This window comes from Bacillus sp. JJ1609, from assembly GCF_036967045.1.
Lineage (GTDB): Bacteria > Bacillota > Bacilli > Bacillales > Cytobacillaceae > Mesobacillus.
Genome location: NZ_JBALSS010000031.1, coordinates 84,682 through 106,703 on the forward strand (window position 1 = coordinate 84,682; position 22,022 = coordinate 106,703).

The window sequence follows — 22,022 nt, forward strand, 5'->3', positions numbered from 1 at the left end:
GAGCATAAGGAGCAAAAAACAAATTGGAGGTAATTGAAAATGAAGGTAAAAACATTGTTGATCACAGGTTTGGCCGTTGCGATGCTGGGAATCTCAGCATTACCGGCACAGGAGTCTTTTGCGAAGGAAAGTCCGAAGATCGCTCAAACATCGATTGTAAAAAAGAAAGTAACCCACAAGGAAATCGCTGCCATGGCAAATGAATGGGTGAAAAAACAAACGTACGTCCAAAACGGCGGCAATTATGAGAATGGAGAATATCGATCCTTCGAATATAAAGGTTCATACTATCGCTACCTTTCAAAAGATATCGATACAAACAAAGAACTGATGGCCTACCTGAATGAAAGTGTCACACCAGCGTACGCCAAGCGGTTCATCAAGGAGAAGGGAATCCTTGAATATAAAGGGAAAATGGCACAGCCAGAAGCTGATGGGGGAACGTTGCTACAGTGGGATAAGGCAATTGTTAAGTTTGATGAAGTTTCCGGAAAAGAAAGAGTCTATACTCTTTTAGTGCCAGTTGGTGAAACTGAAGAAGTGTCAGCTTACAAATTAAGTGCAAACTATTTGCCTAAACACGGCTGGAAGATCAGCAAACTCGATTACAGTCATACAATAAACTTGAATGTGCCTGGAAATATCAATCCAGCTTTCGTATTCTTTAAATATCTGCTAATTGACACAAGTATATCCGAAGACCAGCTGATCAAGAAAAGCCTGCTTAACGTTGATAAGTTCAAAAAAGGAATTACAAAAGTAGAGTTTCGTAACATGGAAGAAGGAACAAGAAAAGACGACCTGGTCGATTTCAAAGTAACCATATACGTAGAACTAGCCAAAAACTACAAAGGAAAACTAAAGTCTGGCCTAAACCAACTGACCTTCACTATCCGAAACACAGGAGAAATGCAATACAAGATTGCCGATATAAAAATGTAAGCAACTTTAACACTCTAAAGCGCCGGGGGTCTGACCCCCAGTGAGGTAATGCGTTAAAGCGATTTAATATAAAAAAAGAGCTGCGGCATACCAGCACAGCTCTCTTACATATGTTTTCTATTAATTTTTAATGTAAACTTTGACTTTGATTGTTTTGCTTCCCCATTGGAGGGCTCTTTGTTTGTTCGGGATGAAGACGTCGATTTTGTTGCCTTTTACGGATGATCCTTTATCGGCTGCGATTGCTTCGCCGTAGCCTGGTACGTATACTTTTGAGCCTAATGGAATAACTTTAGGATCTACTGAAATGACCTTTGCGTTAGGGTTCTTTTTCAGGTTGATGCCAGTGTATGTGATTCCGCTGCAGCCTTTGCAGCTTGCTGTGTATGCAGTTGCACGAACAGTGATTTCTTTATATGCAGGTGCCTTAGCTTTAACAGTCGTCTTTTTCGCAGCAGTTTTCGCAGCAGCAGAAACTTTTAAGACTTGGTTTGGTTTAATTTTATCTGAACTAAGTTTATTGTATGACTTTAATTGTGAAACAGTTAGGTTATTCTTTTTAGCGATTGACCAAAGGGTGTCGCCTTTTTTTACTTGATATGTATTTCCAGCGGCTAAAGTGGCATTTGAAGCACCGAATAGTAGAACAAGTGCAGTGATGAAACTAATAGTAGTTTTTTTCAAGTTCTAATCTCCTTTATCTTCTTTGCTAGGAATAGATTAACAGTTTAATATAACAACCATGTTACATTGGGAAACTATTTATATTACAATACGGTTTCAAACATGTAATATTAGGAAAAATCTCCGGATAGTGCTGTAAATTTATAAAAATGGAAGAAAAGGCATTGAAATCGCTAGTAAAATCTAATAAAAGAAGAAAATGAAAGGCCTCTTTATGTGGGAAAATTTCTGATCGGGGAATTAGAGGAAGAGAAAAATCAACAAAAAAGGTGGCCTCATCAGCCACCTTCAATCATTTATATTCTTTTAGCACCCATGAATTTTGGCTTCCAGTAGGTGTTGTTAATGCTTGTGATAGAAACGCCATTCGAAGTTGCAGCATGTATCATTTGTCCATTGCCAATATAAATTGCAACGTGTGTTACTTTCAATCCGCCGCTAGTTGCATAGAATAGCAGATCTCCAGGCTGGTAGGCCGTTACTTTTGTACCTGCATTAAACATTTCACCAGCTGTACGAGGCAGCTTAGTGTATCCAGCTTTGTTGAATGAATATGTAACTAGCCCTGAGCAATCAAAACCGCTTGGAGTCGTTCCACCCCATACATATCTAACACCCATATTACTTTTAGCGATTGAGATGGCTTTTGACTTATAGTTACTGCTGACGGTAGAAGCTGTTGTTACAGTGCTTCCGGAAGCGATATATTTTGAGCTTACGTATCCGACTTTTCCATTGAAAGAAATTCTTGCCCATCCATTCCCCTGGCTGCTAACAGTCACATTGTAGCCTTTTGCAAGTGTTGCGATCACTTTACCAGTGGTTGATGGTTGATTACGAACATTTAATGTGCCGGTACTTACATTTACGTGATAAGCGGTACCAGCAGCTGAAGCTTGATCCATTGACGGAGTGGCAGTAGCAAGTATTGAGAAGAGCACAGTTGAAGCTAAAATTCTCTTAAACAAAGTTGTTTACCCCCGATTGCTAGATGTTAAACCTAGTATAGAACGAAAGGGGTTACAAACAAATAACAGACAAATTACAATAATGTTACAAATCCCGACATATACCGATAAAGGAAGAAAAAACCTTAGCGAAATATGGCAAAAACCTTGATAATACTGGATTTATATCCAATTTCGTTTTATAGAAAAAATCCCCGAAAAGATAGTGTCGAAATGTTGAACAGGTATAAAAATTAATATTTTTTTAGCAAAATGGTGTTTTGCTAGGTCCATCAGAGAATCTTGTAATCTAATTTGTAATAATAATCTTGTCATCATAAATAAAAAAGATATCACACCCTGCTAACCAAATCCCATTCCAAACCTGAGCTTAACATCGCTATAAACTTACAAAATAAAACCCCCTTAAAAAAGGGGGACTATACACTAACCAATTCTCTTTCATTATTTCTATTTAAATCATACTGCTGTTCAATCATTTCAATGAACTGCTCTGCGTAGTAGGCGTCGAACTGCTGGCCGGCGCAAGCTCGAAGTTCCTCGATGGCCTCGGCAAAGCTTTTCGTTATTTGGTAAGGACGCTCTGTCGTCATGGCATCAAAGGAATCGATGATGCAGAGCATCCTGGCAAGCTTCGGAATGCTTTCTCCTTTTAAGCCGTGCGGATAACCCTTTCCGTCGTAGCGTTCATGATGGAGCTCGACTAGCGGGATCAATTCCTGAAGCTCTTTATTGGTAGAAATGATTTCTTTTCCCCAGATAACATGCTTCTTGACCATTTCCCATTCATGAGGATCAAGCTTGCCCTTCTTATTTATGACATCACGAGGGATTTCCAGCTTCCCGATATCATGGACAAGGGCGCCAAGCGTAAAGATGCGGCGTTCATGCTCCGATAGCTCCAGTTTCCTGGCAAAAACGACTGAGTATTGAAATACCCTTTTACTGTGGCGGTATGTGTAAATATCCTTTGATAAAAAGATCTTTAATTGCTGCTCAGCTTCTTCAAATTGTTTTTCGAAAGATTTAGCTGAGTCTAAAGTCAAATCGTCCTTTTCATAGACATGGACCATGTTTTTGCCCTGTGCTTTTGAAAAATAAAGCGCCTGATCTGCTTTATTTAAAAGTTCGGCAATATCATAGATTCAAGTTGATAATAGTTTTATAGGAAATAAAAAAACGCGTGGCTACTTCAACAACGCGTCAGATAATATTTTTACATATTTTTCATTTTAAGGTTATTATTAACTTAACAAGATTTTCTTAATGTTCGAATGGCAAATCGACATTTTCGATGGGGCCAGCGGCGTTAACAGCCGATTGTGCGATAGGAATACTTAATGACATAATACCTATAATTGCGATTCCAAATAATACTTTTGATATTTTTTTCATCTTAATCCCTCCTGAGTAAAATATACCATGTTCGAATTTTATAGGTATTTAGGGTGTAATGTCATATTGAGGAGTTTTATGCGATTTTTCTAATAAAATCACTTTTTATCAATCGCTAATATTCTTATAGGAATATTTTGAGTAGGTTAGGAGATTTACATATGAAAGAATTTAATTTTAAAAATCTGGGAGAATCGATACATTCGATCAGAGTGAAGCTTGGGATTAGTCAAAAAGACTTAGCCAGCGGAATTTGCAGCCAATCGCAAATCAGCAAGATTGAAACGGGTGAAATCAGTCCATATATCCACACACTAGTAAAAATATCAGAAAGGCTGGGCATCAACACGAGCCATTTCATCAACCAAATCTCAAAGGAGCATTACGAGTTTGTCTCTCAATCAAAAAATTTCGTTCGGGAGCACATAAAAAAGAAAGATTATAAGGAAGTAAGACGGCTGATCAATAAGCTGGAGAAGCATCCGAGCTTTCAAAATATAGAAGAACGTCAATTTATCCATTGGCATAGAGGGGTTTGTATTTATTATTTGGAAAATGATTCATCGAGAGCAATCGAGGTTCTGAAGGAAGCGCTGGATATGAAGGACTCCATCCAGGCGACCGAACAGGATATTCAAATCATCAATAGCATCGGGATCATTCATGGGGAAAAGGAGGAATGGGAAGAAGCGAAGAATTCCTTTTTAAGAGCCCAGGAGATTTATAGCAGGGCGCTTTATTCAATGGATTTTACGATATTGATCCGCATTTATTATAATTTGAGCAAGATCTATTACAAACTGAATAATAACCATGAAGCATTGAACGTCGCGAATAAAGGAATAAATCTGGCGCTTGAGAAGGAGTCCAGCTATTTATTGGGCGAGCTTTTATACCAAAAGGGTTTCATTTATGCAGAGCGCGGGGATGTATCCCAGGGAATCGTGCATCTCCAAAAAGCCGGAACGATTTTTGCCCTTTATGAAAAAGAAAGCTACATCCAAATGGTGCAGGATAAGCTGGCGCTGTTTAGGCAGTGATAAGGGGGGAGCTGAGCTCTGTAAATTTCAATCCTGGACAACCTGCAGCAAGCCAGAAAGTAAAAAGGTGTAGAAATGATTCTACACCTTAGCCGCAACACTTATTTCTTATCTTTTAAATCCCCAGGAACGACTTCATTCTTATAAGCCTCTTTAAAAGCCTTCATTAAATCAGACCTTTTAGCTTCGCTATCGATTTTGATATCGCCGAAAGCTGGCACTACTGTATGCCAATTTTCAGACTCTAAGTATCTTGTGGCAAATAGATATGTTTCACCTGGCACGAGAAGCTGGTCGTCTTCAATAAGAAGAAGTTCAGTTTGTCCTTCGGAATTTTCCTGGTAACCGCCCTGCTGGTTCACAAGGACTTGACCAGATAGCTTTCCTTTTACATTTGTAATGACTTCAACAGTAAATTGAGTTTCCGGGCCGCCATCAAGCGATTTTGTGCCAGCTTGTTCTACTACTTTTCCAAGGAAGACATTGTCAGTTGCACCAACGAGCTTCTTTTTATCTGAAAAATCGTCAATGAAATTTGCGTGAGCTTCCAATGTGATGACGTTATCTGCATTTGCCTGTCCGTTGTTTAGGTAATTTGCTCCCAAGAATCCTCCTGTAATGACGGCTGCAAGAGTTAGAGTGAAAGTTATCTTTTTCATATTCGCGGTTCCTCCTTTAAATTAATAGCCCCAAAGGGAATGATAGTCAGATGTGTCGTGCGAGCCTAAGCTTGTTTTGGAGGTTACATAGGCGTACATAATTTGATCGGAGTAGCTGTGTGCCAAACCAAGAGCATGTCCTAGCTCGTGAGTGAAGACGTTCTGTCTTTTAGCAGCTGTATAGTCATTCAGGTAATAGTTGTTCAGCTGGATTCTGTCTGCACCTGATAAACTGCTGTATAAACCAGCCCATGTTACATCAGAGCGGTTCGCATCAACAAAAGAAAGGTCTTCTATCGTAGTTGATGTATCTCCAAGGATATTGATTGGATTCAGGCCGTTCCAGGTTGAAATTGCCGCACCTCGAGCGGTAGTCCATTTTGTAGAACCATGGTAAGTACCCCAGCGAATTTCCTTTCCGTCAACTGAATCGTAGCCTAGAAAATGAGCAGAAGCAGCTGCTGGCAGAAGCATTAAACTCAAAGCTCCAGCAATAATTCCTCTTTTAATGAATTTCTTCATTTCTTATCCCACCTTTAATCTTTATAATTTCGATCATTTCTGCTGAGTGTGAATAACAAGATGTAAAGGCTGGCCAACCTATAAGAGGAGTATAGCAGGATGGGAAATTATATTGTTTAAATATTCTCATAAGTGTTTACAAAGTAGAAAAACGGAGCATTTTAGAGTAAAATATGAATTTTGTCACGATTTTAAGAGAAAATAATCTGACGGAAATATATAAAATTCAAAAAAACAAACCCACACCCCCAAAAAGAAAGCCCTTACAACGAAAAATATTCATACAAAAGGAAGAAAAAAACTTTAACGCAGTGAAGTGGTGGGGGTCAGACCCCCGGCGCTTTAAAGCGTTAATATCCAGGGGGTCAGACCCCCAGTGCAGTGAAGCGTTAATTCGTGGGGGTGATATGAGGACAAAAAAAATCCCAGCGGATGCTGAGATCTTTTTTAGAGGTTTATATTTGATTAGCTAGGATTGTCACAAATGCGCTTAAAACTACGGATAACAGCAATAGGGAAGCATACATGATTGCTTTGTTTCTTTTTTTCTTTCTTTGCTTCTCCTCTGGCGTAAGCCAAGTATAAGTAGACATCAACATTTCTCCTTTGTGATTGATGGCAGCTGGCTGGCCTTGTCCTAGACGGAGGCCCCTATAGCTTTGCGTCATCACTTTTCAGTGATTTTGCCTTTATGTATTTATATCGGCTATTAAATTATAACTTTAAAGATATTTTTAGGGAAAATATTTTGGTATTAATTATAGTCCCATAAAATGGCCCATTTTCCTTTATGCTTAACAACATAAACCTCCTGCTGAAAATTGAACTTACCATACTTACCATTATATTTTTGGGTAACGACCATTTTATACCCATTTTTAACAACGTTTTGTCCATCCGCTGGTTTCCACTTATCAAATTTTTCAGCTTTACTGATTTCGTACGAAAAGGTTTCTGCACCGAAATGACCAATAAAAACATGAGCCCGATCCTGGATAAATGCTGATTTAGTGAATTTTTGTTTCATATAAGGATGAAAAAGATTCCACGAATCTGAAAAATTGCCTTCTTGCTCATATTCATAAAATTTTTCAACTGTTTCTGTTGCTTCATTAGAGGACCCGAATAGGAATACCCGCAGAATAATTAATAGGAAAGCGATCAAAAAAACACCTATAAATATAGGGATGATCGGAAACTGAAGCCGCCTTTTCATCATAGTAACAACTCCTTAATAAAGAAGTTCTTCAAAGCATATGTCCTACTTTGGTGTTTTATTCTATAGAAAGGAGTTTGGAAAAGGAGAGAGAGGGGTAGTAAAAAGTAATTAACAATTTTATTGTCATAGGTCTAAAGTCCCTTAACAGATGTGTTTAAATTTGGTAATTTCAAAATATAACACATAATTCGTACGATAAGGGCAAAGCCATTGAAAAGTGGTGACGCAAAACTACAGGGACTAATGTTGCAACTATTCAACTACGTCAGCCAGTTTCCGAACACGACTCTCCTGCGATTTATGTGGCTAAAAGGAGGAAGCCAATGTGTTAAAAACAATGTTAAAATTCAGGTACAAATTTCATTTATATCTACAAAAGCATAACGAGGCTTTGATGCAAGATGCTCTTTGTAAGAAACTAAGAGTTCAATTACAGCAAAGGGCAGCCTATCACGGCACGCAAGCTATTTTTCTAGTATCAAAAATATAACGAGCAGACTTTATGTCTGCTCGTTTTTAATGTATGCAGTATTTAATTGGACATTCTTTTCCGGGGCTTGTTCCAAAATTTAATATAAGTGTGGCCCTCTTTGCACTTAAATACTTTAATCCCGATAAGTTTGAGCGGTGTATAGACTTCCTTCATATGAAGCAAAGGCATTTTTAGACTCCTCCCAAAAAGTGTTAATTTTATTTTATCCAAATAAAGAACGTATTTAAATAAAGTGTTCTCGATAAGAAACGACATTGTTCGGGATTGAATCTAGTATGAAGTTCCTTGTCCGTGTTTTTAATGGCAGGTAAAAAGGGTGATTTTCCTTGATTCAAAGCCTTCTGCTAGCCTTTTGGACTATGGCGGTGCTCCTGATGACTTGTACGACAGGATTCGAGTTAGAGAACAATATGCTTCAACTATATTTTTCCTGGACTTCAAAGCCTGAATTTGAAGATTTATTTCTTAGACTCCCAATCGAGCTTACAGAACCTTTTATATTACAAAAAGTCGGGCATTTATTCGCATTCGTCATACTGGGCTTCTTATTAAAAATGCAGACAAGTACAGATAAAACGATTCTATTTAGCTTATGCTTTGCCATGCTGACAGAAGTCCTGCAGCTGTACTTATCAAGAGGAGGAAGACTCTTTGACGTAGCATTCGATCTAATCGGCGCAGCCATAGGTATAGGCTCAGTATCATTACTCCAGACTCTAATAACCAAAAGACAAAACTCCACTACTCTAAAGCGTTAATCCCCTGGGGGTCAGACCCCCGGCGTGGTGATGCGTTAATGTGTTGGGGGTCAGACCCCCGATGCTTTAAAGCGGTGGTGGGGTGCATTTTACAATCATGAGAATTTAAAGGAAGGGTGAAATTTTACAAAACGGAAGAAGCGGCAGCTATTCGTTTGTTTCGTTATGATGATATAATTAATTAGATTTAAAGAGAGGGGAGGTCAGGTTTAACAATCATTTAGTAAAGATGAATCTAATATAAAGGAGCTGTAATTTATGTCTCGTAAACCACGCAACTGGTATCCCGGCGCGGTCTATCACATTACTGATCGGGGTAATCGGCAAATGTCCATATTCATAGATGACAAAGACCGACTTAAGTACATGGATTTGCTTGAAGATACCCGCACATACTTCCCATTCACTCTCCACGCATATTGTTTGATGACAAACCACCTTCATCTTCTGCTAGAAACCATCAACCATCATCCGCAGGACATTATGAAAATGCTGAACTCCCGTTATGGAATCTATTTTAATTACCGTCACGACTTAGTCGGACATGTCTTCCAGGGGCGCTATAAATCCGCAATGGTCGACTCGCCTGAATATTTTCTTAACGCCAGCAGATATATCCACTTGAATCCGGTAGAAGGCGATATCGTTCAGGATCCGGCTCGTTACAAATGGAGCAGTTATTCCGCGTATGCATCTGATGCCCATAATCCCCATATCTCAACTGAAAGAATCCTTTCCTACTTCCCTGAACCTAAAAAAGATCATTATAGGAGAATAATAGAAAACGAAATTGCACTTATAAAGTGAGATTATGATCTGGTTGATTATTTTTTACACTAAACCACTCCATTTGATTTTCGTCCATGGGGTGGTTTTTTTTATAAAAAAATCAGTCTCAGGTCTTAGAAACCTTTACATTCCCAGTCCGTTAAAAGCAGGAGTTTTTATGGGTAATATGGAAGTATGGAATAAAGTGAAACGTTGACCGTGTGTCAATCGTATACATAGGAAGGATTCCATGAAGGAGTGTATTGATGATGAACCCGATTCTTTCATTTTTTGTCCGCACCTTGGCAGCCATCCCGGCAACAATGTTTGTTTGGCTCCTCACCTATACTGGATTTGATCAAACATTCGGTGTGTCTTCCCTGATTGCGATCGCAGCTGGAGGGCTGGTTTATTTCGGTCTCGGCAGCTTTATGAAGACCAGATTTTTGAAAAAACATGGCCTGACGAGAAGGGAATATAAATATATAAAGAAAAATCTTGATGAGGCAAAAATGAAAATCAATCGCCTGCAAAAGGTCCAGTTTTCAATCCGCCATATCAGGTCGCTGAAGCAGCGAATGGAACTGATCCGGATGATTCGGAATATTTATAACCTCACCAAAAAGGAACCAAAGCGATTTTACCAGGCGGAGCAGTTTTATTTTTCACATCTGGATTCTGTCCTTGAACTTACAGAGAAGTATGCCTTTCTAACCTCACAATCTAAGGTGAATCGAGATATGCAGTACACGCTGGAAGACACGCAGAGAACCCTGATTGATATGACAGGTGTTGTTGAAAAAGATCTCTACCATGTCCTGTCCGATGATTATGACCATTTGAATTTTGAGATAGATGTAGCCAAGCATAGGCTGAATTCGGCAAAAGAAACGAAATACCTTGATGGAAAATGGAGGACGAAAAAATGAACGAGAAAGACCTCGATTTATTAAAAAACAGTGGCAATATCATGGATGATATCCTGGCAAATCCTTTCGGTGAGCAAGGGGATCTTGCTATGAAAGCAGTTAGCCATGAGCAGGAAAGCAGGCCGGTAAAACTGGTCGACGTTCTTCCGGAAGAAAATCGCGCAAAGGCTTATCAGCTGGCAGAGCAGATTGACCCGAAGAACCACCAGGCGATGATCATGTATGGAACACAGGCACAGGGTAAATTACTGTCGTTCTCGCATGCAATGCTTGAACATGTGCAGAAAAAGGATGTAGGCGAAATCGGCGATATTATCAGCGACTTGATGAAGCATCTGAATCAGGTGAGCCCTGATGAATTGCGTGCCGAGAAGCCTTCATTGTTTTCAAGGATGTTCGGAAAAGTGAGCGGTACCATACAGGAAGTGCTGTCCAAGTATCAGAAAACCGGAGCTCAGATCGATCGAATCAGTGTAAAGCTCGACCGCAGCAAAAACGTTCTGTTATCTGACATTGGCATGCTGGAAAAATTGTATGAAACGAATAAAGAATATTTCCAGGCGCTGAATATTTATATCGCAGCAGGTGAAATAAAGCTGGAAGAGCTTCATGAAAAAACGATTCCTGCGCTGAAGAAGGCTGCAGCGGAAACGAATGATCAGATGAAGTTCCAGGAAGTCAACGACATGATCCAGTTCGCCGACCGACTTGATAAAAGGCTGCACGATTTGAAATTAAGCCGTGAAATTACAATTCAAAGCGCGCCGCAAATCAGGCTGATCCAGAATACGAATCAAGCGCTCGTCGAAAAGATCCAATCATCAATCGTAACGGCGATTCCACTTTGGAAAAACCAGGTTGCGATTGCTTTGACATTGATCAGGCAGCGCCATGCTGTTGAAGCACAAAAGCAGGTCTCCAAAACAACCAATGACCTGCTGCTGAAAAACGCAGAAATGCTAAAAACCAACACAATTGAAACAGCCAAAGAAAACGAACGCGGCCTGGTCGACATCGAAACCTTGAAAAAGACCCAGGAAAACCTGATCTCCACACTGGAGGAAACACTGCGAATCCAGGAAGAAGGCCGTACAAAACGCCGCATGGCCGAGCAAGACCTAGCCGTGATGGAGAACGAACTGAGAGTCAAGCTGCTTGAAATAAAAGGAAACTAAAGCGCGTTAATGCGGTGAAGTGCCGGGGGTCTGACCCCCGGCGCTTCACCGCATCACAGGAGTGGGGGTCTGACCCCCAACGCTTTAAAGTGTTAAAGGGTCGGTCTCCAGTTCGGGACTGGGCCTTTTTTTTATTTCTCTCTATCGTGATGTTCTTGCTTTTCTGGATGGTTTCGCCCTATCATTGAAACATTATGAGACAAAAAAGGATGAGAGTTATGAACCAAAAGATTCTGCCTGCTTCTTCTAACATGAAGGATTTTGAGCGTTTTTTGAAAAGTCCATATGAGATTGGGGTTTTTCTTGAAATGCATATCGCGCAGCTGAAGCATGTGAATGCGATGGCGGAGACGAACGGGAAGAAGATGCTTTATCATATGGATATGATCCACGGGATTAAGAGTGATGATTATTCTACAGAGTTTATCTGTCAGGAGTATAAGCCGTATGGTTTGATTTCGACTAAATCAAATGTGATTTTAAAAGCGAAGCAGAAGGGCATTATTGCTGTGCAGAGGGTGTTTTTATTGGATTCTCATGCGATGGAAAAAAGCTATAAACTCCTTGAGAAAACACAGCCGGATTTTATTGAAGTCCTCCCGGGCGTGGTGCCCCAGCTCATAAGCGAAGTAAATGAAAGAGTAAAAATCCCTCTTTTTGCCGGCGGGTTTATCAGAAGTGTTGAGGATGTGGAAAACGCGTTAAATGCGGGAGCTGTCGCCGTGACAACATCAAAAAAAGAGATATGGAAGCACTTTGTATAATATAGTTACTGTTGGAAAAATAAAAAATAAAATTATGAAACAAACCCGTTGACAGCGTTTTCATTATTCTGTATACTTCAAATACAAGTTAACATTGTGACGGAGATTAGGAGATTCACACAGAAATGCCTGGGCTTATTTAGGCATGCTGTTGTGAATCTCCTTTTTGTCGTTCGCAATTTTAAATTGCAATAATAAAACATTAGGGACACACGAAAGGGGAATTGTGTATGTCAGCATTTATGGGTGAAGTGATTGGAACGATGATTCTGATTGTCTTTGGTGCCGGTATTGGCGCAGGCTCAACACTCAAAAAGTCTTATTCTAACAATGCGGGCTGGATCGTCATTACAATTGCATGGGGACTTGCGGTTACAATGGCAGTGTTTGCAGTTGGATCGATAAGTGGTGCTCACTTAAATCCGGCAGTTACTCTCGCGCTTGCAGTAAATGGTTCATTTCCATGGGCAGATGTCCCTGCCTATATGCTTGCCCAGGTGATCGGTGCAATCATCGGTGCTGCTCTAGTATTCTTTCATTATCTGCCGCATTGGAAGGAAACAAAAGATCCAGGCGCAAAATTAGGTGTTTTTGCTACAGGACCGGCAATTCCGCATACGTTTTCAAATTTATTCAGTGAAGTTTTCGGCACTTTTATTCTTGTTTTAGGATTATTATTTATTGGAGCAAACAAATTCACAGAGGGTTTAAACCCTATTGCAGTAGGTCTTTTAATTGTAGTAATTGGAATGTCACTTGGAGGTACAACAGGGTATGCGATTAATCCGGCACGTGACCTTGGACCGAGAATCGCGCATTTCATCCTGCCGATCCCTGGCAAAGGTGGTTCGAATTGGGGTTACTCTTGGATTCCGGTTGTGGGACCACTGTTAGGAGGGGCAATGGGAGCTGTATTTTATCAAGCGTTCTTTGCCGGTGACCTTTCAACGACATTTTGGGTGGTAACTGGTATAGTGGCAGTAAGTCTTGCATTAGCTTATATAGCAGGGAAAAAACAAGCAAACGAAATGGATGTTTCTAAAATTGGTGCATAAATAAAAAAAGGCTCAGACTCCGGTAAATTGATGAATTAGTCTACAATGAGACTCGTATTAGCCGGAGTTTGACCGAATATAAGGGGAGGAAATATTTAATGGAAAAGTTCATTCTATCTTTAGACCAAGGAACGACTAGCTCGAGGGCGATTCTTTTCAACAAAGATGGAGAGATTGTCCATGTTGCCCAAAAGGAATTTACTCAGCACTTTCCAAAGCCAGGCTGGGTTGAGCACAATGCCAATGAAATCTGGGGTTCAATTTTAGCTGTAATTGCTGGAGTTTTATCAGAATCGAATGTTAAGCCTGAACAAATAGCGGGAATAGGTATTACCAACCAGCGTGAAACGACGGTTGTATGGGATAAGGAAACAGGAGTGCCTGTTTACAATGCAATTGTTTGGCAATCAAGACAAACAAGCGGAATTTGTGATGAATTAAAAGCGCAAGGCCACAATGACCTTTTCAGGGATAAAACAGGTCTCTTGATTGATGCATATTTCTCAGGTACAAAAGTGAAGTGGATCCTTGACAATGTAGATGGAGCAAGACAGAAAGCTGAAGATGGAAAGCTGTTATTTGGTACGATTGATACGTGGCTGATCTGGAAGCTTTCCGGCGGACGTGCCCATGTTACGGACTATAGCAATGCTTCGCGCACGCTAATGTTCAATATATATGACCTTAAGTGGGATGAGGAGCTTTTGGACATTCTTGGAGTTCCTGCATCCATGCTTCCGGAAGTAAAGCCATCTTCTGAAGTTTATGCTAATACAGTCGCTTACCATTTCTTTGGCCAGGAGATTCCAATCGCAGGTGCAGCTGGTGACCAGCAGGCTGCATTGTTCGGTCAGGCGTGCTTTGAGGAAGGAATGGCGAAGAATACTTATGGAACAGGCTGCTTCATGCTGATGAACACTGGTGAAAAAGCTGTTAAGTCAGAGCATGGACTATTGACGACACTTGCCTGGGGCTTGAACGGCAAAGTGGAATATGCTCTTGAAGGAAGTATTTTCGTAGCTGGATCTGCGATTCAATGGCTCCGCGATGGATTAAGAATGTTAAAGAACGCTAAGGATAGCGAAGATTATGCAACAAAAGTTGAATCAACTGATGGTGTTTATGTCGTTCCGGCATTTGTAGGCCTTGGAACCCCATATTGGGACAGTGATGTAAGAGGTGCGGTATTCGGACTTACACGCGGTACTAGCAAGGAGCATTTCGTTCGTGCAACCTTGGAGTCCCTTGCTTATCAGACTAAGGACGTTTTATCTGCAATGGAAGCTGATTCAGGAATCGAGCTTAAGACACTTCGTGTTGATGGCGGAGCAGTTATGAACAATTTCTTGATGAATTTCCAGAGCGATGTTTTGAATGTTCCGGTTGAAAGACCTGTTGTAAACGAAACAACAGCATTGGGAGCGGCGTATCTTGCTGGCCTTGCTGTAGGCTACTGGGAAAGCCAGGAGGAAATCGCGACACAGTGGGCGATTGATCATTCTTTCGAACCAAAAATGTCCGATGAGGACCGTGACCAATTGTATGGCGGCTGGAAAAAAGCTGTGAAGGCTGCAATGGCATTTAAATAAACTCTAATCGTAAAAAAAGAGCTGTTACTTGCAGTAAGCCGTAAAAAAATATAAAAGAGCACTTTGAAAAGTTCGCATTTCAGACATTTCCAATTTAACGTGAAATTTGATACAATAATTACAAGTTAATAAAACGGCAGGAGATCTGGAGAGACCGCGAAGCATTACCATCTGATTGGTGATGTTTTTCGTGGTCTCTTTTCCTGTTTTAAGGAGGAAAACATCATGTTCACGAATTTAAAACGTAAGGATCTCATTTCAAAACTTAACGAAAATAAATTTGATTTACTGGTAATTGGCGGCGGGATTACAGGTGCGGGGATTGCGCTGGATGCAACAACGAGAGGGCTAAACACTGCAGTTCTGGAAATGCAGGATTTTGCGGCAGGTACTTCAAGCCGTTCTACAAAGCTCGTCCACGGAGGCCTTCGCTATCTAAAGCAGCTGGACGTTAAGGTGGTGGCCGAGGTCGGGAAGGAAAGAGCAATTGTATACGAAAATGGCCCGCACGTTACGACTCCTGAATGGATGTTGCTCCCCTTTCACCAGGGAGGTACGTTTGGCAGCTTTACAACATCAATCGGCCTTCGTGTGTATGACTTTTTAGCCGGCGTAAAAAAGAGCGAGAGAAGAAAGATGTTTTCCAAGGAAGAAACACTTCGGAGAGAGCCGCTTATCAAAAAACAGGGGTTAAAGGGCGGCGGCTATTATGTTGAATACCGGACAGACGATGCACGGCTTACAATCGAGGTCATGAAGGCGGCAGTTGAAAAAGGCGCAACGGCGTTAAATTATGCCAAGGTCGAAGAGTTGATTTATGAGAACGGCCGGATCACAGGAGTTGTAGTGAAAGATCAATTATCAGGAGAACAGTACAAGATTTTTGCTGCAAAAATCATTAACGCTACTGGACCATGGGTCGACAGCATCCGTGAAAAGGATGGTTCAAAGAAAGGCAAGAGCCTGATATTATCAAAAGGCGTTCACATCGTGATCGACCAGTCACGCTTCCCGCTTAAACAGGCGGTATATTTTGATACGCCTGACAAGAGAATGGTATTTGCAATCCCGCGTAACGGCAAAACCTATGTTGGCACAACTGATACGTTTTATGACGAAGACAAAGCAAATCCCCAAATGACGCAATCTGATATGGAATATTTAATAAATGCGATTAACTTCATGTTCCCTGAAGTAAAAGCTAAGCCTGCAGATGTTGAATCCAGCTGGGCAGGGATTCGCCCGCTCATCCATGAAGAGGGTAAAGGTCCTTCCGAAATTTCGAGAAAGGATGAAATCTGGGAATCTGAGTCAGGGTTGATTACGATTGCCGGCGGGAAATTGACTGGTTATCGTAAAATGGCCGAAACGATTGTTGACCTTGTGGCTGGCAAATTTGAGACTGAAGAAGGCCGTAAGCTCAAACCTAGCCAAACGAAACATCTGCCGATTTCCGGGGGAGATTTTGGCGGTTCCGAGAATTTTGCCCGGTTTGTTATGTCTGCTGCTGAGAATGGAGTAAAAGCTGGTTTATCAAAAGAGGAAGCAAAGCACCTGGCTGAATTTTACGGTTCAAATGCTGGAAAAGTTTTTGATCTGGTAAGCGAGAGAAAAACAGATGCAGAGAAATTCAATCTGCCATTACTAACTTTTGCGAAATTGGTTTATGGAATCGAGCATGAGTTAGTTGCAACGCTGGTTGATTTCTATTTTAGGAGAACAGGTGACTTGCTGTTTGATATCACTAAAGTCCATCAAACTAGAGAAACAGTAAGTTCCTATATGGCGGATGTGTTCAATTGGTCACAGGAAGGAAAAGAAAGATACGAAGCTGAACTCGATCACGAGATTCAAAAAGCAACTACTCCTGTAGCATTAGTGGGTCTCTGATCGATTACATCTCGATAACATTTAAGCTGCCTGTGAAAAAGTGGAAATGTTTGTGATAAAATTTGCATATAACCTTACTATCAATATAAACCTCCTTTTAATAGGAGGTTTTTTCATAGAAAGCTGCACGGGGGGAGTAATTCTATGTATGAAATGGCCATTCACGTTTACCAGAAAAATGGTCTGCATGTTAGAAGTGCTGCATCTTTTATAGCGCTGCTGCAGAATGCAGTGAATGATGAACTGATCTTGAAAAAGATATTTGTTGAATACCAGGGCCGGCGTGTGGGTGTTACAAATCTATTGTCGCTCGTTTCCCTTAAAGTTAAGCAGGGAGACAACATCATGCTGCAGTTTGAAGAGCCGATTCCTCCTAAACTGGAAGATGATATCAGAGCTTTTTTTACAGAAACACAACAAGTGGATATGCAGGAGCTGGAAGCGGACAGGCTGCTAATGGAAAACTCTGTGATTATGCAGGAAGCAGTCTCCAACCTGCCTAGTGGGATGATTGTGGTTAACAGCCAAAATATCATTACCTTTGTTAATGATTCGGCCATCAGGCTTTTAGAAATTCCTGCTTATCAGCTGTTAAACAAACGTGCTGCTGAAGTTATACCTCATTCTAAGCTGCATGAAATCCTCCAAACAGGGGAAACCAGATTTGCAGAAAAACAGATGCTGAAAAAGCATACGATCCTGGCAAATCGGGCTCCTATCTTTCTCGATGGAAAAATCATTGGAGCAGTAGCAATATTTCAGGATATAACCGATTTTGAAAAGATAAATTCCGAGCTTAGAAGAGAAAGAGAGCTTCAAGAGAAGCTGAACCTGGTTCTTGATTCTGTAACAGATTTTATTGCACTTACTGACATTAGCGGCAGCTGTATGTACATGAATGATCAAATGGACAAGCTCCTCGAGGGAATAAGGGAGGAGCGGTTTGTAGAAAAGCTAATTGGAAAAAAGGCATGGGCTGGTCTGGCTGCAGGAAAATCCCCTTTTTACAATGATATACAAGTTATTCAAAATGAATCCTATATTGTAAAAGTGAATCCGATCTTAATAGATGAAAAGTTTCATGGAGCTGTTGTCTCACTCAGCCCGTGCAATGAAGTGAAGTTGTTAATGAAGAAGCTTGAGGTCATGGAAGAGAGAACGAAATATCTTGAAGAGGAGCTCTCTAAACACTTGCAATTGGATGAATCGTTCTCTTCGATTATTGGACGAAGCGGAGCATTGGTTGAGAGCCTGACGGTTGCCAATAAGGTTTCGAAAACCATTTCCACTGTTTTAATCACCGGTGAAAGCGGAACGGGAAAGGAGCTTGTTGCTCGTGCAATCCACGATTCAAGCAATCGGAAAAACAAACCATTCATCCGGGTCAATTGTGCCGTGATCCCCCGCAATCTAATCGAGAGTGAATTGTTCGGCCATGAAAAGGGTGCTTTTACAGGTGCGGATAAAACGCGCCAGGGGAAATTTGAGCTCGCCAACTCAGGAACGATTTTTCTTGATGAAATCGGCACCCTTGATATCGATCTTCAGGCCAAGCTCCTTAGAGTGCTTCAGGAGCGTGAAATTGAAAGAGTTGGTGGAAATAAAACAATCAAACTGGATGTCAGGATTATTGCAGCTACAAATGAAGACTTGTATAAATTGATGGACGAAAAAAAATTCAGGGAAGACCTCTATTACCGTTTGAATGTCATTCCAATCCATTTGCCGCCTTTGAGGAATCGAAAAGGTGATATACCGCTGTTGGTTGAGCACTTCAGGAAATATTATAATAGCCAGCTGGGAAAAAATATCAAGCTTTATGAGAAGGGGTTTTTAGAATCGCTCGGCAGCTATCACTGGCCAGGGAACATCAGGGAACTGCAGAATGCCATTGAACGGACCGCTGCATTGACAGGTGATGAAACCCTTTATTGCCGGGACTTGCCGGAATATATATTGAACCAGGGCCAAACCAATCTTCAATTCGATTTTAACCATGACATTTTAACATTAGAAGCTTACGAGAAACACATCTTTGAACATGCCGTCCAATTTTACCCTAGTTATAATCAGTTGGCAAAAGCCCTTGGGATTACTCATAAAACAGCCGCCAGCAAACTGAGGAAATACAACCTTGATCATATGCTTGGGAGAAATTATCAGCACACTTGATAAAAAATACCTGAATAATGACCAGCCTTCCTTGAACAATCAATGAAAACGTTCTGGCATGCTTCTTGCAACTTATAAATTGAAACAAAAAAGGAGGGTTCAAAATGAAAAAATTGATCAATCAGCCTGAAAGTGTTGTTTCAGAAATGGTTGCAGGTTTTGTGGCAGCCTACCCAAATAAGGTAAAACAAGTTCCGGGAACAAATGTAGTTGTCCGTGCTGATGCTCCTGTCCAAGGGAAAGTCGGCATCATCAGCGGCGGCGGAAGCGGTCATGAGCCTGCCCATGGAGGGTATGTCGGCAAGGGAATGCTTGACGGGGCGGTAGCTGGTGAAGTTTTTACATCTCCTACTCCCGACCAGGTGTTTGAAGCAATCAAGGCAGTCGATGGCGGAAAAGGTGTCCTGCTAGTCATTAAAAACTACACTGGTGATGTGATGAACTTTGAAATGGCCGCAGAATTGGCAGAAGCCGAAGGCATTGCAGTTGAAAAAGTAATCGTAAATGACGACGCAGCAGTCGAAAATTCTACATATACAATAGGCAAACGCGGTATCGCAGGAACTGTCTTCGTTCACAAAATCGCAGGAGCATTGGCGGAAACGGGTGCATCATTAGAAGAAGTGGCAGCGTTTGCAAACAAGGTTGTGGCCAATTTAAGTTCCATGGGAATGGCCTTGACGCCATGTACGGTTCCCGCTGCTGGGAAGCCAGGGTTTTCAATCGGCGAAAATGAAATGGAAATCGGCATGGGGATCCACGGTGAGCCAGGGATTGAACGAAGCGAAATCAAAACTGCTGATGAGGTTACAGATATTCTGCTTAATAAAATAGTTAACCAGTTACAGCTCGATGAAAACAGCGAAGTTGCCGTGATGATTAATGGGCTCGGAGCTACTCCATTAATGGAGTTATATATTATTAACAATAGAGTTTCTGCTGTTTTAAAAGAAATGAAGATTGCCGTGCGTGAAACCTTTATCGGCGAGTATATGACATCACTGGAGATGGCAGGCTGCTCCATTACACTGCTGAATTTGGATGAGCAATTGACTGAACTGCTCGATGCAGCAGCTGACACCGTTGCTTTTAAGAAATAACTCGAAGGAGACGCTTTTATGCCGTTTAGAGTGGAAGATGCTAAAACATGGCTAACCAGCCTGAATAAAGTCTATCAGCAGGAAAAGATGTATTTGACGGAGCTTGATCAGGCGATCGGGGATGGGGACCATGGAATCAATATGGCAAGAGGCTTTCATGAATTAAGTCAGAGGCTTGAAGCAGTAGAATACCATGACTTAGGAGGCTTATTTAAAGATGCCGGGATGGTACTCCTGTCGAAAGTAGGCGGTGCTTCTGGTCCGTTGTATGGCACAGCTTTTTTAAAAGCTGCTGCCCCATTAAAGGATAAACAGGAAGTTTCTTCAGTAGAACTCGCGTCTGCATTGGCGGAAGCCCTCGAAGGGTTAAAGCTGCGGGGAAAGGCTAGTTTGCTGGATAAAACCATGCTTGATGTCTGGATCCCGGCAATCGAATATTTGCAGCAGCACGAAAAGAATGTGGATTGGGATGAGTTTATCCAATTATCGCAGGAAAAAATGGAAGGCACGAAGGAACTTGAAGCCAAAAAAGGCCGTGCATCCTATCTTGGTCCTCGCTCTGTCGGACATATCGATCCGGGTGCTGCTTCATCCAAATTCTTTTTCAGCGAATTAGCTAAAGTTTGCAAAGGAGCTCAACTATGACCAATGTAGGAATCGTATTATTATCTCACAGTTCTGAGCTTGTAAAGGGGCTAGAGGGACTGTTAAATCAAATCCAGCAAAGTGTTCCGATCGCTGCAGCAGGAGGAACAAGTGAAAATGAAATCGGAACGGACGTATTTAAAATTAAGCAGGCTATTGAAGCTGTATACTCTGAAAAGGGAGTTGCTGTGCTGTTTGATTTAGGCAGCGCCTTGATCAATGCCGAAATGGCACTTGAAATGATGGCTGATTTTAAGAATATTAAAATCGCTGATGCTCCGCTTGTAGAGGGTGCGTATGCCGCTGTAATCCAGTCAGGGATTGGCAGCAGTCTAGACGATGTCATCGCTTCCGCTGAAGGAGCAAAGAATCTGCAAAAGGTTATGAGGTAACCAAGCATCAGAGGTGAGAGTCATGATAGAAAGAGAGATTACGATTTCAATCGAGAAGGGTCTCCATGCAAGGCCAGCAGCATTGCTTGTGAAAAAATTGAATGAGTTCAAAAGCAGTGTGGAATTCCTGGCTGGGGGAAATAAACTGAATCCAAAAAGTATCCTGAGCCTGATGACTTCTGTTATTAAGCAGGGAGAAACCATTCGTGTTACCGTAAGCGGCAGTGATGAACAGGAAACGATGGATTGGCTTATTAATTATTTATAAAAGGTGAAAATATGAGCTTGAATGGACAAAGTTTAATTCCTGTTTCCAAGAATAAGCGCCAATATGATTTGTTTTTGAAAAGCAGTTACGAGTATGGAGTGTACCTGGATACCGACCTTCTACATTTAAAACCTATTGCCCAGCTGGCAAAGGAACATAATAAAAAGGTTTTGATTCATACTGATTTGATTCAGGGATTAAAAAACGATGAATATTCAATAGAATATATTTGTCAGGAAATCAAACCATATGGGATTATTTCAACAAGGCCCAGTGTAATCACCAAAGCCAAGCATCGTGGGCTGATGACCATCCAGAGAATTTTCCTTCTCGACTCACAGGCTTTACAAAAAAGCTATGCAATCGCCGAGAAAACCCAGGCTGACTATCTTGAAATTCTACCGGGAATTATCCCCGGCTTCATTAAAAAAATAGCCAATGATATAAAAATTCCAATCCTCGCTGGAGGCCTGGTTACAACGAAAGAGGAAGTCAACTGTGCCTTGAACGCAGGTGCCCAGGCGGTAACCACCTCACATGTGGCCTTGTGGCAAGCACAAGAGCATAACACTAATACAGCACGCTAATCTGCTAA

The 22,022-nt window shown here is 41.2% G+C and carries 23 protein-coding genes, 1 pseudogene and 2 riboswitches; of the genes and pseudogenes, 16 read left to right on the plus strand and 8 right to left on the minus strand.

Annotated elements, in window-relative coordinates:
• The first annotated feature begins 39 nt into the window (after positions 1 to 39).
• Positions 40 to 942, plus strand: a complete 903-nt coding sequence (locus V7654_RS20565; protein ID WP_335432708.1) for a DL-endopeptidase inhibitor IseA family protein — start codon at positions 40 to 42, stop codon at positions 940 to 942.
• 120 nt (positions 943 to 1,062) lie between these two features.
• On the opposite strand, the gene V7654_RS20570 is transcribed toward V7654_RS20565, so the two are convergent.
• The 4 genes and pseudogenes from V7654_RS20570 to V7654_RS20585 all read right to left on the minus strand — a co-directional run bounded on the left by V7654_RS20570 (position 1,063) and on the right by V7654_RS20585 (position 3,989).
• Entirely contained in the window at positions 1,063 to 1,626 is a 564-nt protein-coding gene (locus V7654_RS20570; RefSeq protein ID WP_335432709.1) for a 3D domain-containing protein, read from the minus strand.
• Between the two features lie 296 nt (positions 1,627 to 1,922).
• Positions 1,923 to 2,594 carry a C40 family peptidase gene (locus V7654_RS20575; RefSeq protein WP_335432710.1) on the minus strand — a complete coding sequence of 224 codons (672 nt, stop codon included), beginning with the start codon at positions 2,592 to 2,594 and terminating at the stop codon, positions 1,923 to 1,925.
• A 419-nt stretch (positions 2,595 to 3,013) separates the two neighbouring features.
• Positions 3,014 to 3,739 (minus strand): annotated as a pseudogene (locus V7654_RS20580) (HD-GYP domain-containing protein); the annotation flags it as partial.
• A 118-nt stretch (positions 3,740 to 3,857) separates the two neighbouring features.
• Entirely contained in the window at positions 3,858 to 3,989 is a 132-nt protein-coding gene (locus V7654_RS20585; RefSeq protein ID WP_335432711.1) for a hypothetical protein, read from the minus strand.
• A gap of 161 nt (positions 3,990 to 4,150) precedes the next feature.
• Between V7654_RS20585 and V7654_RS20590 the strand changes: the two genes are divergently transcribed.
• Positions 4,151 to 5,029 carry a helix-turn-helix domain-containing protein gene (locus V7654_RS20590; RefSeq protein WP_335432713.1) on the plus strand — a complete coding sequence of 293 codons (879 nt, stop codon included), beginning with the start codon at positions 4,151 to 4,153 and terminating at the stop codon, positions 5,027 to 5,029.
• A gap of 101 nt (positions 5,030 to 5,130) precedes the next feature.
• Here the strand turns inward: V7654_RS20590 and V7654_RS20595 are convergent, their stop codons facing one another.
• The 4 genes from V7654_RS20595 to V7654_RS20610 all read right to left on the minus strand — a co-directional run bounded on the left by V7654_RS20595 (position 5,131) and on the right by V7654_RS20610 (position 7,429).
• On the minus strand, positions 5,131 to 5,688 hold the full coding sequence (locus tag V7654_RS20595) for a hypothetical protein (protein ID WP_335432714.1): 558 nt from the start codon (positions 5,686 to 5,688) through the stop codon (positions 5,131 to 5,133).
• A 21-nt stretch (positions 5,689 to 5,709) separates the two neighbouring features.
• Complete coding sequence (locus V7654_RS20600) at positions 5,710 to 6,210, minus strand: matrixin family metalloprotease (RefSeq protein ID WP_335432715.1); 501 nt, start codon at positions 6,208 to 6,210, stop codon at positions 5,710 to 5,712.
• Positions 6,211 to 6,665: 455 nt separating this feature from the next.
• Positions 6,666 to 6,803: a hypothetical protein gene (locus V7654_RS20605; RefSeq protein WP_335432716.1), complete on the minus strand. Its 138-nt coding sequence runs from the start codon at positions 6,801 to 6,803 to the stop codon at positions 6,666 to 6,668.
• Between the two features lie 21 nt (positions 6,804 to 6,824).
• A riboswitch (cyclic di-GMP riboswitch) is annotated at positions 6,825 to 6,908 on the minus strand.
• A gap of 56 nt (positions 6,909 to 6,964) precedes the next feature.
• Positions 6,965 to 7,429, minus strand: a complete 465-nt coding sequence (locus V7654_RS20610; protein ID WP_335432717.1) for a hypothetical protein — start codon at positions 7,427 to 7,429, stop codon at positions 6,965 to 6,967.
• A gap of 190 nt (positions 7,430 to 7,619) precedes the next feature.
• Positions 7,620 to 7,710, plus strand: a riboswitch (cyclic di-GMP riboswitch).
• Between the two features lie 538 nt (positions 7,711 to 8,248).
• On the opposite strand from V7654_RS20610, the gene V7654_RS20615 reads away from it, so the two are divergent.
• The 14 genes from V7654_RS20615 (at position 8,249) to V7654_RS20680 (ending at position 22,014) form a co-directional block, all read left to right on the plus strand.
• A complete protein-coding gene (locus V7654_RS20615; protein ID WP_335432718.1) occupies positions 8,249 to 8,680 on the plus strand; it encodes a VanZ family protein in 432 nt (143 codons plus the stop codon).
• A 258-nt stretch (positions 8,681 to 8,938) separates the two neighbouring features.
• Entirely contained in the window at positions 8,939 to 9,487 is a 549-nt protein-coding gene (locus V7654_RS20620) for a transposase (protein WP_335432719.1), read from the plus strand.
• Positions 9,488 to 9,714: 227 nt separating this feature from the next.
• Positions 9,715 to 10,377: a 5-bromo-4-chloroindolyl phosphate hydrolysis family protein gene (locus V7654_RS20625; RefSeq protein WP_335432720.1), complete on the plus strand. Its 663-nt coding sequence runs from the start codon at positions 9,715 to 9,717 to the stop codon at positions 10,375 to 10,377.
• Positions 10,374 to 11,552 carry a toxic anion resistance protein gene (locus V7654_RS20630; protein WP_335432721.1) on the plus strand — a complete coding sequence of 393 codons (1,179 nt, stop codon included), beginning with the start codon at positions 10,374 to 10,376 and terminating at the stop codon, positions 11,550 to 11,552. The genes V7654_RS20625 and V7654_RS20630 overlap by 4 nt, the downstream gene beginning before the upstream one ends.
• 218 nt (positions 11,553 to 11,770) lie before the next feature.
• On the plus strand, positions 11,771 to 12,316 hold the full coding sequence (locus V7654_RS20635) for a glycerol-3-phosphate responsive antiterminator (RefSeq protein ID WP_335432722.1): 546 nt from the start codon (positions 11,771 to 11,773) through the stop codon (positions 12,314 to 12,316).
• Positions 12,317 to 12,546: 230 nt separating this feature from the next.
• Positions 12,547 to 13,371, plus strand: a complete 825-nt coding sequence (locus V7654_RS20640; RefSeq protein ID WP_335432723.1) for an MIP/aquaporin family protein — start codon at positions 12,547 to 12,549, stop codon at positions 13,369 to 13,371.
• A gap of 98 nt (positions 13,372 to 13,469) precedes the next feature.
• Positions 13,470 to 14,960, plus strand: coding sequence for a glycerol kinase GlpK (glpK, locus tag V7654_RS20645; protein ID WP_335432724.1), 1,491 nt, complete (start codon positions 13,470 to 13,472; stop codon positions 14,958 to 14,960).
• A gap of 222 nt (positions 14,961 to 15,182) precedes the next feature.
• Entirely contained in the window at positions 15,183 to 16,850 is a 1,668-nt protein-coding gene (locus tag V7654_RS20650) for a glycerol-3-phosphate dehydrogenase/oxidase (RefSeq protein ID WP_335432737.1), read from the plus strand.
• 144 nt (positions 16,851 to 16,994) lie between these two features.
• Positions 16,995 to 19,022: a sigma 54-interacting transcriptional regulator gene (locus V7654_RS20655; protein ID WP_335432725.1), complete on the plus strand. Its 2,028-nt coding sequence runs from the start codon at positions 16,995 to 16,997 to the stop codon at positions 19,020 to 19,022.
• Positions 19,023 to 19,126: 104 nt separating this feature from the next.
• Positions 19,127 to 20,122 carry a dihydroxyacetone kinase subunit DhaK gene (dhaK, locus tag V7654_RS20660; RefSeq protein WP_335432726.1) on the plus strand — a complete coding sequence of 332 codons (996 nt, stop codon included), beginning with the start codon at positions 19,127 to 19,129 and terminating at the stop codon, positions 20,120 to 20,122.
• 18 nt (positions 20,123 to 20,140) lie between these two features.
• The gene (gene dhaL, locus V7654_RS20665; protein WP_335432727.1) at positions 20,141 to 20,767 is read left to right on the plus strand and encodes a dihydroxyacetone kinase subunit DhaL; all 627 of its coding nucleotides are present in this window, start codon (positions 20,141 to 20,143) and stop codon (positions 20,765 to 20,767) included.
• Complete coding sequence (gene dhaM / locus V7654_RS20670; protein ID WP_335432728.1) at positions 20,764 to 21,159, plus strand: dihydroxyacetone kinase phosphoryl donor subunit DhaM; 396 nt, start codon at positions 20,764 to 20,766, stop codon at positions 21,157 to 21,159. The genes dhaL and dhaM overlap by 4 nt, the downstream gene beginning before the upstream one ends.
• Positions 21,160 to 21,181: 22 nt before the next feature.
• Positions 21,182 to 21,427: an HPr family phosphocarrier protein gene (locus V7654_RS20675; RefSeq protein WP_335432729.1), complete on the plus strand. Its 246-nt coding sequence runs from the start codon at positions 21,182 to 21,184 to the stop codon at positions 21,425 to 21,427.
• Between the two features lie 11 nt (positions 21,428 to 21,438).
• Positions 21,439 to 22,014, plus strand: a complete 576-nt coding sequence (locus V7654_RS20680; protein ID WP_335432730.1) for a glycerol-3-phosphate responsive antiterminator — start codon at positions 21,439 to 21,441, stop codon at positions 22,012 to 22,014.
• The last annotated feature ends 8 nt before the right edge of the window (positions 22,015 to 22,022 follow it).